At 43.6% G+C, this 15208-nt stretch carries 16 protein-coding genes; 2 read left to right on the top strand and 14 right to left on the bottom strand.

All coding sequences use genetic code 11. The features are described 5' to 3' along the window. Positions 1 to 23: 23 nt before the first annotated feature. From ABFV83_RS02990 to ABFV83_RS02955, 8 genes are all read right to left on the bottom strand, one after another. On the bottom strand, positions 24 to 236 hold the full coding sequence (locus tag ABFV83_RS02990) for an MFS transporter (protein WP_349947461.1): 213 nt from the start codon (positions 234 to 236) through the stop codon (positions 24 to 26). Between the two features lie 251 nt (positions 237 to 487). Next, positions 488 to 1237 carry a recombinase family protein gene (locus tag ABFV83_RS02985; RefSeq protein ID WP_349947460.1) on the bottom strand — a complete coding sequence of 250 codons (750 nt, stop codon included), beginning with the start codon at positions 1235 to 1237 and terminating at the stop codon, positions 488 to 490. Between the two features lie 166 nt (positions 1238 to 1403). After that, on the bottom strand, positions 1404 to 2177 hold the full coding sequence (locus tag ABFV83_RS02980) for a nitroreductase family protein (RefSeq protein ID WP_349947459.1): 774 nt from the start codon (positions 2175 to 2177) through the stop codon (positions 1404 to 1406). A gap of 9 nt (positions 2178 to 2186) precedes the next feature. Continuing rightward, complete coding sequence (locus tag ABFV83_RS02975; RefSeq protein ID WP_349947458.1) at positions 2187 to 3179, bottom strand: methyl-accepting chemotaxis protein; 993 nt, start codon at positions 3177 to 3179, stop codon at positions 2187 to 2189. A gap of 35 nt (positions 3180 to 3214) precedes the next feature. Next, entirely contained in the window at positions 3215 to 3805 is a 591-nt protein-coding gene (locus tag ABFV83_RS02970; protein WP_349947457.1) for an MCP four helix bundle domain-containing protein, read from the bottom strand. 23 nt (positions 3806 to 3828) lie between these two features. Then, positions 3829 to 4179, bottom strand: a complete 351-nt coding sequence (locus ABFV83_RS02965) for a winged helix-turn-helix domain-containing protein (RefSeq protein WP_349947456.1) — start codon at positions 4177 to 4179, stop codon at positions 3829 to 3831. A gap of 70 nt (positions 4180 to 4249) precedes the next feature. Next, a complete protein-coding gene (locus ABFV83_RS02960) occupies positions 4250 to 6364 on the bottom strand; it encodes an NAD(P)/FAD-dependent oxidoreductase (RefSeq protein ID WP_349947455.1) in 2115 nt (704 codons plus the stop codon). Between the two features lie 46 nt (positions 6365 to 6410). Beyond that, positions 6411 to 7778: an aldehyde dehydrogenase gene (locus ABFV83_RS02955; protein WP_349947454.1), complete on the bottom strand. Its 1368-nt coding sequence runs from the start codon at positions 7776 to 7778 to the stop codon at positions 6411 to 6413. 187 nt (positions 7779 to 7965) lie between these two features. Here ABFV83_RS02955 and ABFV83_RS02950 point away from each other — a divergent pair, with 187 nt between their 5' ends. Together ABFV83_RS02950 and ABFV83_RS02945 are read left to right on the top strand one after the other, a co-directional pair. After that, positions 7966 to 8553 (top strand): TetR/AcrR family transcriptional regulator, encoded by a 588-nt coding sequence (locus ABFV83_RS02950; RefSeq protein WP_349947453.1) that lies wholly within the window; start codon positions 7966 to 7968, stop codon positions 8551 to 8553. Positions 8554 to 8615: 62 nt separating this feature from the next. Further along, positions 8616 to 9377, top strand: coding sequence for an EFR1 family ferrodoxin (locus tag ABFV83_RS02945; RefSeq protein ID WP_349947452.1), 762 nt, complete (start codon positions 8616 to 8618; stop codon positions 9375 to 9377). A gap of 179 nt (positions 9378 to 9556) precedes the next feature. Here ABFV83_RS02945 and ABFV83_RS02940 read toward each other — a convergent pair whose 3' ends face one another. The 6 genes from ABFV83_RS02940 to ABFV83_RS02915 all read right to left on the bottom strand — a co-directional run bounded on the left by ABFV83_RS02940 (position 9557) and on the right by ABFV83_RS02915 (position 15144). After that, positions 9557 to 9796: a four helix bundle protein gene (locus tag ABFV83_RS02940; protein WP_349947451.1), complete on the bottom strand. Its 240-nt coding sequence runs from the start codon at positions 9794 to 9796 to the stop codon at positions 9557 to 9559. A gap of 212 nt (positions 9797 to 10008) precedes the next feature. Further along, a complete protein-coding gene (locus tag ABFV83_RS02935; protein WP_349947450.1) occupies positions 10009 to 11247 on the bottom strand; it encodes an IS66 family transposase in 1239 nt (412 codons plus the stop codon). Between the two features lie 282 nt (positions 11248 to 11529). Then, positions 11530 to 11781 carry a 23S rRNA methyltransferase gene (locus ABFV83_RS02930; protein ID WP_349947449.1) on the bottom strand — a complete coding sequence of 84 codons (252 nt, stop codon included), beginning with the start codon at positions 11779 to 11781 and terminating at the stop codon, positions 11530 to 11532. A gap of 180 nt (positions 11782 to 11961) precedes the next feature. Further along, entirely contained in the window at positions 11962 to 13644 is a 1683-nt protein-coding gene (locus ABFV83_RS02925) for an SWIM zinc finger family protein (RefSeq protein WP_349947448.1), read from the bottom strand. A gap of 11 nt (positions 13645 to 13655) precedes the next feature. Next, on the bottom strand, positions 13656 to 14075 hold the full coding sequence (locus ABFV83_RS02920; RefSeq protein WP_349947447.1) for a UPF0158 family protein: 420 nt from the start codon (positions 14073 to 14075) through the stop codon (positions 13656 to 13658). 286 nt (positions 14076 to 14361) lie between these two features. Continuing rightward, the gene (locus tag ABFV83_RS02915; RefSeq protein WP_349947446.1) at positions 14362 to 15144 is read right to left on the bottom strand and encodes a DUF4368 domain-containing protein; all 783 of its coding nucleotides are present in this window, start codon (positions 15142 to 15144) and stop codon (positions 14362 to 14364) included. Positions 15145 to 15208: the final 64 nt, after the last annotated feature.

Here is a 15208-nt window from a genome sequence, read left to right as displayed (position 1 = left end):
TCTTTCATCTTATTTTTTGTTCTTTAGAAAGTGCCATAAAAATCACTAATCCAATTAAAAAGAGGAATAATTCCCAAAATACTCCATCTGGCATTATCGGTAATGGCTGTTGTAATGGACATCAGCGTTGGACCCATAACCGCAGAGAATTTACCTAATATATTATAAAATCCAAAAAATTCATTGGATTTTTCCTTGGGGATAATCTTTGCATAATAGGATCGGCTTAACTTCATTATTGAATACTCCTTCCATCCTATATAATCCAATTATATCATAAAGTTAAGCATCGTCCTATAAAAACATTGTAAAAGAGCATTTGGCTTTCTGCTTTATTTATAATCCAATCCTCTCAGTACGGCACCTTCCGTTAGTTTCCCTCTTCTTTGATCCAACAATCGGATTGCCATGTCTGTCTTACATTTTCTCCAAAAATCCTTTCGACTCTTTTGTCAGCTGAATCTGTTAAAATATGCTCCAATACCATTTAAAGCCCTCTTAAAACATATTTATTTATCACAACATCGAATGTTGCCTTTCTTCCCTCCTCATAGTCGGTCATGTTATCATCTCTTCCGGCACAATTCGACAACGCATTCTGTGTGTGTTGGGTGTGTAAATATGGAAGCTTATTTAAAAATTCTTCAGAATCAAAATTAAGGGCATCCCATTCCTTCCAAGTGGTGGTTCCTGGTAGTAATGTTCCGAAACTACCTGCTTCAAAAAGCATGTGAGAAATCACGATTTTATCTTTATCATCAGCAAGTTCTATAAAACGATAACTGCTTTCATTACACCAGTCAGCAATCGCATCAGCTTCAACTGGATTACATTTAGAGATTTTTCTTATGATATCGGCTTCTTCCGGCACGACTATCCATTCATCATTGTCACGTTTGTACCCCATAGGCATCTTGCCGACAAAATCATCACCTCTTTCAAATTTACGTTTGTATCCCCATTGAACGTTTTCGTTTAAATTTCTGCTCTCTTCCTGTGCTAAAACTCCATTAAATGCAATATCTATTTCTTTTTCTGCTTCAAGTGAATTTAAATTTTCCTTTTCAAAATAGATATTGATACCTTTTGCCTTTAAACTTCGTATAATAGTTAACGTATCTAACACATTTCTTGACAATCTACTGATAGGCTTGGTAATGATATAATCAACTTCACCACGATATGCTTTCTTATCTTGATATCCAGATGCTCCGTCAAAAGCAGAAAAAGAGAACAAGAGCCTGCCCTGAGAATCGGGCAGGCTCTTGCGCAGCTTTTGGCAGCCAGGCTATCATAGCGTGTAAAACACCTTAGACCCTATGACTGTGCAAAGGCAGGCACTCCATACTCCATACACGGCTCCAATTCCCATCCGCTGTTGTACAGATAAGCCCTACATTTCTTTATAAATTACGGATAACCGCCGCATCTTTTTGTGCGGTGCGACGGTAATTCACATTCGGATAGCCAAGCACCAGGGTTGTAACGACCCGATCTTTATGCGTCAGTTGCAGCGCTTTTTGCAGCTTTTTAGAAAGGTATACGGCCCTGCTAAAAAGCCCGCTATAAAGGACCCCCAGACCATGTGCCTGTGCCATCAATTCCATATTGGAGGCAGCAAGAGAAGCATTGATCTCGCTTTTCGACAGAATCATAATGGCGACAGGTGCTTTTTTAAAGAAAAAATGATCATCAATCACTGCTTTTTTTACGCTGGGATTCACCAGCTTTACTATCGGCAGCAGCTTTCTAAATAAACGCACCGCTATTTTTTCATAACGCTCCATGTTATCCCTCAGCACGATATAGGATACATCCTGTGCATTATGCCCGCTTGGCGTCCAGCGTCCTGCTTCGATGATCTGCGTGATTACCTCGGGCTCCACCGGCTGATTCTTAAACTGGCGAATCGTTCTTCTGGTTTGAATTGCGCTTAGAAGCTGCTTTGGATTTAATATCGTTGGATTTTCGATCTCAATTGGCGGTTCGTCAAAACCTGTGATGGAAACAGCAGCTTTCGGGCAAACTGCAACGCAATGTCCGCACTTCATGCAGCTTTGCGACTTAATTACCGCTTTCTTGTTTGTAATCGAAATATTGTTTTCAGGACAGTCCCGTTGGCACATACTGCACCCGATACACTTCTCAGAATCCACTAAAATTATATGTTCTCTCATAACATAGATCTACCTTTCGTTTGCTTCAACTAATTTTTGAACCGATTCCGCTTCACTTTTGAGCCTAAATCGTCCAGTCAGTTCTCGCAGAATTTGGGCTTGACTGGAGAGCTCTTCACTGGTAGCCGCACTCTCTTCCGCAGTAGCGGAGTTGGTTTGAACCACGGAGGAAATCTGGTCGATACCCATGGTTACTTGGGTGATCGCATTTGCTTGGGATACTGATGCAAGAGATATTTGGTTGATAACATCACTCACTGCTGCAGTACCTTGCACCATGGTAAGCAGCGATTTTGCAGCGGTATCGGCAAGCACAGTCCCACGATCAACAGAATTTATCACTCCATTAATCAGTACAGCAGTTCCTTTAACGGCCTCAGCAGATTTGCCGGCGAGGCCACGGATTTCGTCAGCTACTACTGCAAATCCTTTACCGGCTTCGCCGGCGTGGGCAGCTTCAATTGAGGCGTTGAGTGCAAGGATATTCGTCTCAAGTGCAATATCCTCAATTGTTTTGACTACTTTGCTGATTTCTTGGTTAGAACGGCTGATTTCTGTCATTGCAGCAATCAGTTCTTGTATTTTCCGATTACCTTCGTCAACTTCATTTACAGCTCTCGTAGACTGGGCACTGGCATTTTGCGCATGATTGGCGTTATCCTTCACCTGCCTGGAAATTTCAGCAATCGCGGACGCCAGTTCTTCCACCGAGGCTGCCTGCTGGGTTGCACCTTGAGCCAGAGCCTGGGAGCCGTAGGCCAACTGATTGGAACTGGCTGCTACCTGATCAGCAGATAAATCAATATGTCCCAAAGTATCATTCAGGGATACGATAATTTGCTCTATAGAGGTTTGTAAGGGTATGAAATCATTCTGATACGGGAACATGGAGGAAACGGTGAGGTTTCCGATAGATATCTCATGCAAAACACGCATCAGATCGCTCATAATTATGCTGATCTTGCTCACCAGATCCTTAGTAACGTCAGCAAGAATACCCATTTCATCCTCTTTTGAAATTTCAGGAACAGGGGAGCTCAACTCTCCCTCCGAAAGTGCAGCCAGACGCTCGGAGTATTTTCTGATTGGACCGTTAACTTATTTGATTGCGCTTCGACCGTTGATTCATAAAAACTCATAAGACCCTGAGCCGCATCTTTCACTTTGCTGTAATAGAGGCCAGCCTCATCCTGCAAAATGTGAACAGCCTCATCTGTTTTTCCCTGCAATCCCAATTGGATGGCTTCATCGGATGTTTGGCGATAAAGAGACAGATTGTCTGTAATGTCCTTATAGTAAGCCTGTGCGGATGAGTTCGAAGAAAGGTTCGCCTGTACTGCTTTCAAATAAGTATCCGTCTCTGATGATATTGTAGTATTTAATTTTTGTACGGCATCTTCTTTGTCTGTTTGGTCGGATAATAGGATGACATCCCTGGATATAGAATGTTCCTCATTTACCGATGCAAAAAAACTACCCACCTGGCCCTGCGAAAATCCATAGTCTATCAGGGCATTGCTGTATGAACGGTTAACAATCAGAAGATTTATCAATCCAATCACTATGGCGATAGATGAAATAGCAACAACAATTAAAAATGATACGATTAGTTTTTGTCTAAGTTTCAAAAAAGAGAGTCTCCTTCCTTTTATCATATTGTTTTGCTTATATTCTGGACCTCTTCGTATATAAGGCTGGTTACCTCATTCAGTATTTTCCATTGTGATTCATTCGAATCTATATAGAAATAATTTTTGGTACCTTCCTGTCTCATATTTACAATTTTCGCATCCTTTAAAACCTGCAGGTGATGGGATACGACAGGGCGAGATAGCTGTATTTTACGAGCAAGTTCGCCCAAACGGGCACCTTTGTAGTCGCACTCTAAAAGAGCAAGGACAATCCGTTGCCTCGTTTCATCCCCCAGTGCAGACATGGATTTGCGGCATATAATGAATTTTTCTGCAATTTTCCAAAGCCTCTCCTGCTGTTCTCTGTTCATGGCGACTCCTCTCTTATAAGGTGATTGGTAAAAGAAATCAATTGTAAGGGCGGCAAAATGTGAAATGTTATTAATGTAAAGAGCATGCCAGCTCGAAAGCTCTGCGAGTAGCGTCGCCAATACGTCCAGGTTTTTCTGCGTCGCCGATAGTATAGAGTCGATCATAATGGCCGGAGCATTCCTTTGCCAGCGCATTGCTGCTGCGTACGCCGATAGCCAGCACCGTGACGTCCGTGCGGACGGACTCCAGCACGCCGTCTTTACGGCTCAGATACAGCATCCCGTCTCCAATCCGCTCCAGCTTCCTGCCTGGGAGAAATCTGACTCCGCCCTTTTCCAGCCGTCTTATTACATCCGAAGCGTTAGTTGGATAAGCGCCAGGGGCGAGTTTGTCCGCCATCTCGATCACAGTGATTTTATTCCCCTGTTCCAGCAGCAGCTCCGCTGTCTCCAGCCCAGTCATGCCTGAGCCGATGACGGCAATTTCCTGATTGGAGTAGATTTTTTCTCCCGTCAAAACAGACGTCACCGTGACCACCGCGTCCGAGTCGGAATCCGGTATTCTCGGTGCCATCGCTTCTCCGCCGGTTGCGAAGATCACAGCATAGGGATGGTAGGTATCAATGACTTCTTTGGTGGCTTTGATATTGTACTCAATTGTTACACCCTGCTGGGTTGCCAAATGAGTCAATTCCTCAATAAGCCAACCGATCTTCTCCTTATGGGGCGGTGCTTTCGCCAAGAGAAGCTGACCGCCGGGTTCTCCGTTCTTTTCCAGTACGGTTACCTTGAAGTCCCGCGCCGCCAGTTCTCTTGCCGCTGTTAAGCCTGCAGGACCAGCGCCCACAATGACGATCTGCCGCTGACGGCCATCTTTCGGTGCATTGCGTTCATATTTATTTTCCTGACAGGTGCGGGGATTGACGGCACATTCAATCGGCTTGCCATTCAGCACACTTTCATGCAAACTCTCCATACAGTGCAGACAGCATATGCACTTGAGAATGTCATCACTCCGACCCTCTTTGGCCTTGTTTGCCCATTCCAGATCAGCGAGGAATGGGCGTCCCATTGCAATAAAATCCTGGGTATGTTCCGCGAGCTGCGCTTCCGCCTGCTCCGGCGAGCGGATCAGATTGGCTGAGATGACCGGAATATCAACTGCTTCCTTGACTGCTTTCGCCAAATACTTGCGCCAGCCGGGTTCAAAACTAATTGGTTCACAACAGGTCTGATCGGTATCATAAGCACCGCTGCTGATGTTGAGTGCGTCAATCCCGAACTGCTCCAGCCTTTTCGCAATCTCTACACCCTCATCCAAGGTGATCCCCTGTCCGGGATAACCAATCGTGTCATAAAATTCATCCGCAGTCAGGCGTACACTAATGGGGAAATCAGGCCCGCACTCCTTTCGGATGCCGTCAATGATCTCCCTCAAAAACCGCATGCGGTTTTCCAGGGAACCGCCGTATTCATCCGTGCGCTGATTCGTGTAGGGGCTTAGAAACTGCTGCAGCAAATACCCATGGGCGGCATGCAGCTCCACGCCGTCGGCCCCGGCTTTCTTTACCCTCTTCGCGGCGGCAGCAAACTGGCTGATCAGCGTTTTGATCTGAGGAATCGTCATAGCAATCGTATTTTGATTGCGGATGGCATTGACGCCAAGTCCGCATGGAACAGCGCTGGGCGCAAGGAGCGGCTTCATATAGCGCTTCATACGCTTCACGGTCTTTGGATCATCCATGGCGGATTCGTCAAAGCTGCTGGTGGCTTTGAAATAGAGATTCCAATAGGGCGGAAAAACCCTTGCCATTCTCTCATTGAACTGCCACAGAGTCGGAAACACAACCACGTTTTGTCGACCGGGATGAAAGAGCTGGACAAACAGCTTTGCTCCGTGGGCATGCACTCTTTCCACGGCGGCATGAAGGGGTGCAATGTACCTGTCATGAGACATCGACAGCATGCTGGAATGAGAGACGGCATCCGTCTCATTGATTCGGGTACACTCAGTCATAATGAGTCCCACACCTCCGGCTGCACGTTCCTCATAATAATCTGACAATCGCTTACTCACCGCACCGTCATGCTCTGCAAGACCAACGCACATAGAGGACATTACGATGCGGTTCTTGATCTTTACAGAACCAATATTCATGGGTGAAAACAAATTTGGATAATTCATACCTTTTACCTCTTTTCTATTTATTTTTGTAATATGAGTTCTACTCTTATTTCATCAAGAACTTAAGCAGTCTGCCAACTCCCTGGTTATATGGTTGGTATCGCATCGGCAGCTCAAATACCCTGGATTTTTTATAAATCCCTTTCCTGTGGCTGAAGGTTTCAAAACTATGTACCCCATGGTACGTTCCCATGCCGCTGTGGCCGACCCCTCCAAATCCCAGACCATCGCAGGTAATGTGGGAAATTGTGTCGTTGACACAGCCTCCGCCAAAGGAGAGTTTGTTAAATACTCTCTCTTCTGTGCTTTTGCTTGTTGTAAAGAGATAGAGCGCCAGCGGCTTTTCCCTTTCCTGTACAAATATTTCTGCCTCCCCCAACGTCTGATAGGGAATGACCGGAAGGAGTGGCCCGAATATTTCTTCGCTCATCACAGGAGTATCGGGTTTCACATCTACCAGGATAGTCGGCTCTATTTTCAACGCCTCTCGGTTGGAGCGACCTCCGCTGTAAACTGTTACGCCCTCCATGAGACGTTGAAGCCGTTCAAAGTGTCTTTCATTTACAATGCGTGGATATACGGGATTCGTAAGCGAATCCCCAACCATCTTTTTATATTGATTTGTAATCTCCATGCAAAACTGTTCCGCTACTTTTTCATCCGCCAACACATAATCCGGGGCGATACAAGTCTGTCCGCTGTTGAGAACTTTGCCATACGCTATGTTTTTTGCCGCCTCCCGTATGTCGGCGTCAGCAGTCACGATACACGGACATTTACCGCCCAATTCAAGTGTCACCGGAGTAATATGCTGTGTCGCTTTTTCCATCACATACTTACCCACTGCGGTGCTTCCGGTAAAAAAGATGTAATCAAAACGCTGCTCTAAAAGCTGCTGGCTTTCCTCTTTTCCCCCTAATATGGTGGTGACATATTCTTTTGGAAAGGCACGTGCCACAATCTTTTCGATTACGGTTGATGTGTTCGGCGACAATTCTGATGGCTTAATCACACAGCAATTACCGGCTGCTATGGCGCCGATCAGTGGTACGATGGTCAGTGTAATAGGATAATTCCAGGGTGACACGATGAGGGCCGTGCCATAAGGCTCAAACATATCATAGGCTCTTCCGGGAAAAGCATTGATTCCAACGGCCCTGGGAATTGGCTTCATCCATTTTTTCAAATGACGAATTGCTTGGGTAAGCTGCTGCTGCGAGGTGCCGTATTCAGAGATATAAGCTTCAAATGGCGATTTGTTTAAATCCTCCATAAGTGCCTGATTGATTTCTTCTTCGTAATGAATTAGGGATTCCTTCAGCGCTTTTAACGCAGCCAGCCTGTATTGATACGCCTTGGTCTTACCGGAATAAAAATATTTTTTCTGCATCGCTAAAATTTCATTGTATTCCATAACTGTACCTCGCCTTCCCAAAGATCAATTATAATCACACGCAATATTTTTTCCACTTGATTATAATTTTACACTTGTCTAAATTTTTATTTTAGTCTATAATAGACTCATCAAGAATACAAGTGACAGAATGGTAAGGAAGTCGAAATTTAGACAGAATTGAAAAAATGTCAAAGGAGAATATCAAATGAAATATGATTTATCTAAAAAATTAACCATTGGCGCATCCCGGACTCTCATTTCTTTGCAGCAGGCAATGTTGACCTTGCTTGCTGCAAAGTCTTTCGAGGAAATTGCAGTTCAGGAGCTTTGTGAAAAAGCAATGCTGCCGCGAGCCACCTTTTATAATTATTTCGATGATAAATATGATCTGCTGGAATACTGCTTTTTGACTGTTCACAAGCAAATTGACAGCGATTATCAAGAAGTTGGTAATTGTCAGAAACGATTGAACGCACTGATGGAGAACTTTATTGATTTCTTTGATCAAAACATGGGAACCGTCCATAGTATTTTGAAAAATAACCATCCAAATCAATACTTTATCAACCAAATTCGTTTTTATCTCATTACAAATATGATGGCAGCTTTTAAAAGCAGTCCGAATACGCACCAATTCAAAATACCCCAGGAAATGGCTGCAAAACTATATAGTGAGGCGGTATTGATTATCTTGGAATGGAAATATCTCCATAAAAAGGAGTGCTCAAAGGTACAGGCGAAAGAATATTTGCGAATGATGGTAAGCGGAATCGATTTGAACAGAGCAGGTTAGTTTCCTATAAATAGACCTTCTAAACATAGAAATAACAAAACAAAATGTAAAGGGGAATTATCATGATTTTTTATTTTAGCGGTACTGGCAACAGCCAACTGGCGGCAAAGCTAATCGCGGAAAGCACCGGTGATGAAATTGTTTCCATCAATCACTGTCTGAAAGAAGGCAAAAAAATTACGTTCCGGTCGGAACGTCCACTGGTATTTGTCGCTCCGACTTATGCCTGGCGCATGCCAAAGGTAGTGGAGCGTTGGATTCGCGAGACCAGTTTTGAGGGCAACAGCAATGCCTATTTTCTACTTACCTGCGGCGGCAGCGGCGGCAATGCGGCGGCTTATGCCCGAAAGTTGTGTACAGAAAAGGAAATGCGTTTTTGTGGGCTTGCCCCAGTGGTCATGCCGGAAAATTATGTGGCTATGTTCACAGTTCCGAACGAAACCGAGAGCCACACTATCATAGAGAAAGCGAAGCCTTACATAGCAGAATTGGCTGCGCGTATTCAAAAGGAGGAACGGTTTCCCGAAACACCTATGCCTTTTGGAAGCAGGCTGTTAAGCGGACCGGTCAATCTGTTATATTACCCTTTAGTAATCCATGACAAGGGCTTTACAGTGTCCAGTGACTGTGTTTCCTGTGGAAAATGCGCTCAAAGATGTCCTTTAAATAACATTGACATGGTTAATGGGAAACCTATATGGAAAGGGAACTGCACACACTGTATGGCCTGTATCGGAGGCTGTCCCACTGAAGCGATTGAGTATAAATCAAAATGGGGTACAGGTTCTAAAGGAAAACCACGGTTTTACATTATGAAAGAATAATATATTTGGATGGAACACAAGAAATTGGCTAAGAAGTTTAAAAATATTAATCGCATAGTTTCATCCTATTATCCGAACATCATTACATTTTATGTAGTCCTTAAAATAAAGAAGTGCAAAACAAGGAAAAAAGAAATATTCATATTCTTGTTTTGCATTTTTTATTTTAATAAAAAATTTTACTTCAAATTATATGAAACTGTTCTAATTGAACAATATAACATTTTTATAAGTGCCTGACATTGATTATTTAATTTTTCATAATCGCCTTGCTTGATAAAATCAGTTCTTCTTAATAGCAATAACCAGTGTGCTGTTTCATTTGCCTCTGCTATATTAGCAGAAATCGAAGTCCCAGATCGGCAAGTCTGATTTATCATAACATCACTTATATCATCACGTTTAATTTTCTTACACATTTATATAATCTCGACTGCTAACTCAATAGATTGTTCAGTTAATGGATTGCTTTTCATTTTTACAATACCTTTCTTAATAAAACTTATTTTATATTTTTATTATAATAGATATTGGGATTTCTGATATTCCAAAAACATGATTGATAAGTGGTAAATGGTAAATAACCAGTCCAGGTCAATAAGTTCGCCGCCCGATTGGGGCGGCGGTATATTTACCGTATTTTTAGTTTTCTACAACGATCCGGCAATTCCTCTGACCACGGCATTAGTTTTACCAGTTCATCTTCCGGAACATTATTTCTTGGATAATGCATTAACTGCTCAAGCAGATAAGAGAAGTACTCATACGGCTTAAGGCCATTCGCTTTTGCTGTTTCAGCAATGCTATATAAGGCAGCACTAGCCTCTGCACCGTTCTTCGAATCGATGATGTGCCAGCTGTGCTTACCAACACAGAATGACCGGATACTTCTTTCTGCATCATTGTTATCAAGAGGTATTTTCGGATCTTCAAGAAATACTCTTAAAAACTGTTCCTGATGAATGGAATAATCAAGAGCGCCTGCCAGTTTTGAACTTTTATCCAGTCCCGTTTTACCGGCATACTCTTTTACCCACTCAAAATAAGCATCCACCAAAGGTTTGACTGAGTTTTTTCTATGATCCAGTCTTTCTTCATCGGATGATTTTTCGTACATATGATCCACATGATAGATAGCAGCGATTCTTTTTACTGCTTCAGCTGCTACTTTCTGCCCTGGTGTGGAAGGACCGTTTTTTCCACTGGCTTTTACAATCTCAGCGAACCGTCTTCTGGCATGAGACCAGCAACCAGCAATCTTCAGATCATCAGACCGTTCTTTCGCCAGGGTGTGATATACCTGATAACCATCTGTCACAAGAGTCCCTTTGTATCCTTTTAGGAACTCTCTTGGAGCGGCAGTCCCTCTTGTTCCTGGATACTCGTAAAGGAAGACTGGTGGTTTTTCCTTACTGCCGGGTGAATGGTAGACCCACATGTACTGCTTGCTTTTTTCCGGCATTACAAATGGGGTCTCGTCACAGTGTATATGATGGCTTTTCATAATCTCTGCCTTCATCATGTCATGTACCGGGCCAAGATAGTATTGGTAAATACGGATAATCCAGCCTGCCATATCCTGTCTTGGAATGTTAACGTCATTTCTTAAAAACTCTTCAGAAAGCCGGTTTAATGGTACTGCATTGACATACTTGGCGTTAATGATGGCTCCTGCCAGTTCCGGAGTAAGGATGCTGTGACTTAATAGACGCAGAGGAACCTCTGCGCGAAGAATCCCGCCGGTATCATGATTTCCGGCATATACTTTGATGTGATGCTCCAGTACTTCGAAGTGAGCCGGTACATACGTTTTTTCCGGGAGAGCTGGCAGTTCAACAAAGCTGTTATGTATCAGAGCAGCTTCTTTCACTTTTCTTAGCTAGTAGTAATAGGCGTGGCGTGATAACTGGTGTTGTTCACAGTATTCATCGACCTTTAGACCGCTTTGACAACGGTCTTTAATAATCCTGGTCCACTCACTGAGTCGGATCTGGTTAGTTGCAAGTCGTGTGTTCATGTGGAGTTTCTCCTTGAGTTCTGTGCGAAAAGTTTGTTAGAAACTTTTTCAACTTTACACCATTATCTCAATTTTGAGAGGAACCAGAAAGTAGACGAGTTATTTACCACTTACGGTTCCTCTCTGTTTATATCTTTACGATATCATTTTAAAATATTGCAGTGCTTCAATTATCATTTTTCTTTTTTCGTCAGTACAATGATACTCTCTTTTGCTCTGTTCTGGCTTATTAAAGGCTTCTCTGCAAGTTAGACCATATTCCCTCTTAATAAGGGCAATATAAGCTGTATGGACGTTTATGCCATGCTTATTTTTGATATACTCTTTTATCTCTGGATATGTGGCATTTTTAATGGCGGCTCTCCTGTCCTCTTCATCTAAAACCATGGTAATATCTAGTCTTGGCTTTGCGAGTTTTTTACGGGATAAAAGAACTACCGTTTCAACGTTCCTGTAGACGTAATTCTTATACTACAGAGCAAAAGCAGCTTAAAGAATTCTAGTGTGGGGTAAAAGTTCTACCCCTCTCAGCTACAACTTACCCTGTAAGCCGCAATATAATGCAGACTATATTCTCTTTAGCTCATCCATCATAGCCGGACGGTTCCTATATTGGGATTTCCAACTGTATACGATTTCATCTACTCTTTTTTTGCCTCCGGTGTATTTCTGCATTCTTTTTAATATAGCTACCAGTTCACGGTAATGTTTTCGGTCAGATGTACGAACCGCCATGCTGTTTACAACTGTCTCATATTTTGTCAACAGTTCCTCCGGATACAGCTTTTTTAAGTATTTTTCATATTCCATCAGTTTATACAGCCCACTTGAATCCAACACAAGCTTCAGCAACCGGTCATAGAGCCGATCTTCCTCATATAGTCTGTCAACGGCTGTATGGAGCGGCATTTTCTCAAATATCTTCTCACGCTTACCGGGCCATTCCTCCTCCGTATAAAGCGTTTTCAACTCTTTATATACAGCAACATCCCCAGCTTTATATTGCAGCATTAAAAGCCATAACTCATTCTCATAATCTTCCGCCCGGCCTGTCCGTTTATACAACTCTTTTAATTGCAGGCTATAATCAGCCACAAGGCCTGCTGCGTTTTTGTCAGTTTCCTTGCCCTCTTCCAGCGTTTGTATTGCCGCATCGTACCTTCCCTTTTTCATGCAGTCCTGGACATAATATTTTCTAACCGCACTGAATTCCAGATTTTCTATTGCATACTCCTCAATCCTGTCCTGAGAAATTCTCAGCTCATTCATGACTGCAATATGCCGAAGGATCCATTTCCCAGTGTGATACCCTCGTGTCCAGGAATCCTTTTCTTTTCTATATTTACAAACCTTTTCTTCAGTAAACTTCAGCTTATCCTCAAGAAACTCACCCTCTCTAAAATTATCAAACAAAATTTGTTCGATATCCTCTTCCATATAATCAATTACCCGGCCGTCCAGATGCTCTTTAAACCATCGGAACATACTTTTCTTTATACCCATATCACTGTGCTCAAGTATTTCCAGCCAGATTTCCATACACCGGTCTGCCAGCATCCCTGTCCCGCCATCGGAATCATCCATATCCTGGTTGCCGGCCTTAACGAACATGCAGGTTGTTAGTTCAAACGCTTCCTTGTATTGCCGGTTTGCCAGCATGCCTTCTATATCGTTGTCCAGAAAATCTACCAGTTCTGATATAAAGGAACCTACGCTGTAATAATCAATAAAGCCCCGCCGTCCGGCATATTTGTTAAATATCCTGTTTATCTGGTTTTTGTATCGCTTCATATCCTCTGTTGAAATCTCACAACAGAGGATACTCTTGAATCGGCTGAGCAGCTTATCATCGTTTCCCAAAATTTCTGCAAGGAAATACCGAACCACTGCTTCATCCGCATTCCTCACCAATTCTTTTATATTGCTTTCTGAATCCGGCGCTATTTTCCCATCATCTTTCTTTATCGTTCTCTTCTGGTTGTCAGCACGCGCTTCTTTCTCGTTTTCCATACAAAACAGCAGCGCCGCCATATGCTTGCAATAATCCCCGTCCAGCGCATAAGGACAGTCACATTGCATATCAAGGATTTTTCCATCTATAATATCAACATAAACGTCATAAGCGCTGCTTCCCTGAACCGTGGCCTGTACAAAATCGCTCCCCTCATCATAATCCTCTACAAAACCTCTTTCGTAATAATCAAGCCCTCTCTCTAAGATATGAGGTTTAAACAACTGCTTCCAATCCATATTTCATCCCTCTACTCGTAATATCCAATTCCATTATCCCTACACCAATCAATCGCAATCTTACTATAGGCAGCAACCTCATACTGAAACCATTTCTTTTCCAGTCCAAGATCATACACCGTATCTTTAAATCTCCGAAACGCTCCTCTCCCACGAATAGCCCGTTCTAATAGATCCTGCCGCCTTCCTTCCGGCAGACTCCAGACAAATTCCTCCATGATGTGATATTGGTGGATCTCAAACTTTGTAGGAAATCTCAAATAGCGGTCTGGGTTTTCCTCAATTTCATCTTCCAGTCTCTCATTATCCAGACCTGTGATTAATTCATCTGCAAGAAAAACACTTTCTCCTGTTTCTATATCCAGAAAGTATGTATAATTATCATCTGCCATTTCAATAGCATCCAATACAACACTCAAATTTATTTTCATCTGTACCACTCCCAACTTGTCAAACTGTTTCTGTTGACTCGATATTTCTAATCTGAAATATTCGAAAATAAATTCGAAAAAATTCTGATCTTTTGCCAAAATGTTCATTTTCCTTACCCCACCACGGTAACCGGAAACATATTTCACTCTAACCAACCACAAAAGCACACCTACATACCCTGTCCAAAACCCGGAAACCCTTTCTGTTCTCGTTCAAAGGGACAGATTGTGAACCGGGGTTCATATGTACAGGGCGGATGGCGAAAGCTGTCCGCCTTGTGCTGTTTCACGCGATATTTTCCTGCCTGTCATCTTCCGCAGCTTCTGTGTTGATCGGCTCTACGCTGTCCATGATGCCCACGTCCCGGTAGACGATGCGGATTGCCTGCTCAGCGGTGCGGGAGTATCGGGTGCTCTTTTCGCCTATCTCAATCCTCGCAATGAAGAGCCGCAGGATTTCGGGTGTGAGCTCCCGTATCTCCGTGTACCGCTTGGCTTTTTCGATGAAGGCCTCCACGTTGGCCGCGGAGTCCGTCAGCTTTTGCAGCCTTGCCTCCCTGATAGGAATCGCATCCCGCAGCGCCTTTTGCTCATCGTTGTAATCGGCGGATAGCATCCGAAACTGCTCATTGGTTACCCGGCCAAGTACGTTATCCTCATAGAGGCGTTTGAACAGGGAGGTCAGCTCCGCATCCCTGCGCCTTGCCGCATCCAGCTCTTTTTGCAGGCTGTTCATCTCCCTGCGAAGCTCCACCGAGTTCTTGCGGTTGATGTACTCCGCGAAGAGGGCTTCCTTTTTCAGCTCGGCGTCAATGACTTCCAGCAACCTGTCCGTGGGGGTGCAGTCCGCTTTCGGCGGGAACACGGAGCAGATGTGAAAGCGCCGCCCCTCGATGACCATGCTTCTCTGGGTGAGGGTCTGACCGGCGTCAAAGAATACATTGGCATCCTCAAAGCAGGGGGCTGTCTTTCCGTTTTCGGTTTCCTCCTGTACCACCTCAGCGGTTTCATAGGCTCCCAGTATGCCGGTCTTTAAATAGTGCTGCCCGATTTTTTCTTCTCTGTCCATAGAATCCTCTCTCCTTTTTTGTAGTCCTCCGGACAGATGCCGGAGTATGTACTGCCGCCGGGGA

The organism is Lacrimispora sp. BS-2, assembly GCF_040207125.1.
Lineage (GTDB): Bacteria > Bacillota > Clostridia > Lachnospirales > Lachnospiraceae > Lacrimispora.
Note: the sequence above shows the minus strand (reverse complement) of the source record. Positions and strands in the feature narration are given on the sequence as shown.

What these genes read in the sequence shown, in the direction of transcription:
- ABFV83_RS02930 (WP_349947449.1), bottom strand. Translation starts at nt 11,781, where the DNA reads ATGGTTTTAGATGAAGAGGACAGGAGAGCCGCCATTAAAAATGCCACA.
- ABFV83_RS02940 (WP_349947451.1), bottom strand. Translation starts at nt 9,796, where the DNA reads ATGTGTAAGAAAATTAAACGTGATGATATAAGTGATGTTATGATAAAT.
- ABFV83_RS02990 (WP_349947461.1), bottom strand. Translation starts at nt 236, where the DNA reads ATGAAGTTAAGCCGATCCTATTATGCAAAGATTATCCCCAAGGAAAAA.
- ABFV83_RS02960 (WP_349947455.1), bottom strand. Translation starts at nt 6,364, where the DNA reads ATGAATTATCCAAATTTGTTTTCACCCATGAATATTGGTTCTGTAAAG.
- ABFV83_RS02925 (WP_349947448.1), bottom strand. Translation starts at nt 13,644, where the DNA reads ATGGATTGGAAGCAGTTGTTTAAACCTCATATCTTAGAGAGAGGGCTT.
- ABFV83_RS02955 (WP_349947454.1), bottom strand. Translation starts at nt 7,778, where the DNA reads ATGGAATACAATGAAATTTTAGCGATGCAGAAAAAATATTTTTATTCC.
- ABFV83_RS02915 (WP_349947446.1), bottom strand. Translation starts at nt 15,144, where the DNA reads ATGGACAGAGAAGAAAAAATCGGGCAGCACTATTTAAAGACCGGCATA.
- ABFV83_RS02945 (WP_349947452.1), top strand. Translation starts at nt 8,616, where the DNA reads ATGATTTTTTATTTTAGCGGTACTGGCAACAGCCAACTGGCGGCAAAG.
- ABFV83_RS02980 (WP_349947459.1), bottom strand. Translation starts at nt 2,177, where the DNA reads ATGAGAGAACATATAATTTTAGTGGATTCTGAGAAGTGTATCGGGTGC.
- ABFV83_RS02950 (WP_349947453.1), top strand. Translation starts at nt 7,966, where the DNA reads ATGAAATATGATTTATCTAAAAAATTAACCATTGGCGCATCCCGGACT.
- ABFV83_RS02965 (WP_349947456.1), bottom strand. Translation starts at nt 4,179, where the DNA reads ATGAACAGAGAACAGCAGGAGAGGCTTTGGAAAATTGCAGAAAAATTC.
- ABFV83_RS02920 (WP_349947447.1), bottom strand. Translation starts at nt 14,075, where the DNA reads ATGAAAATAAATTTGAGTGTTGTATTGGATGCTATTGAAATGGCAGAT.
- ABFV83_RS02975 (WP_349947458.1), bottom strand. Translation starts at nt 3,179, where the DNA reads ATGGGTATTCTTGCTGACGTTACTAAGGATCTGGTGAGCAAGATCAGC.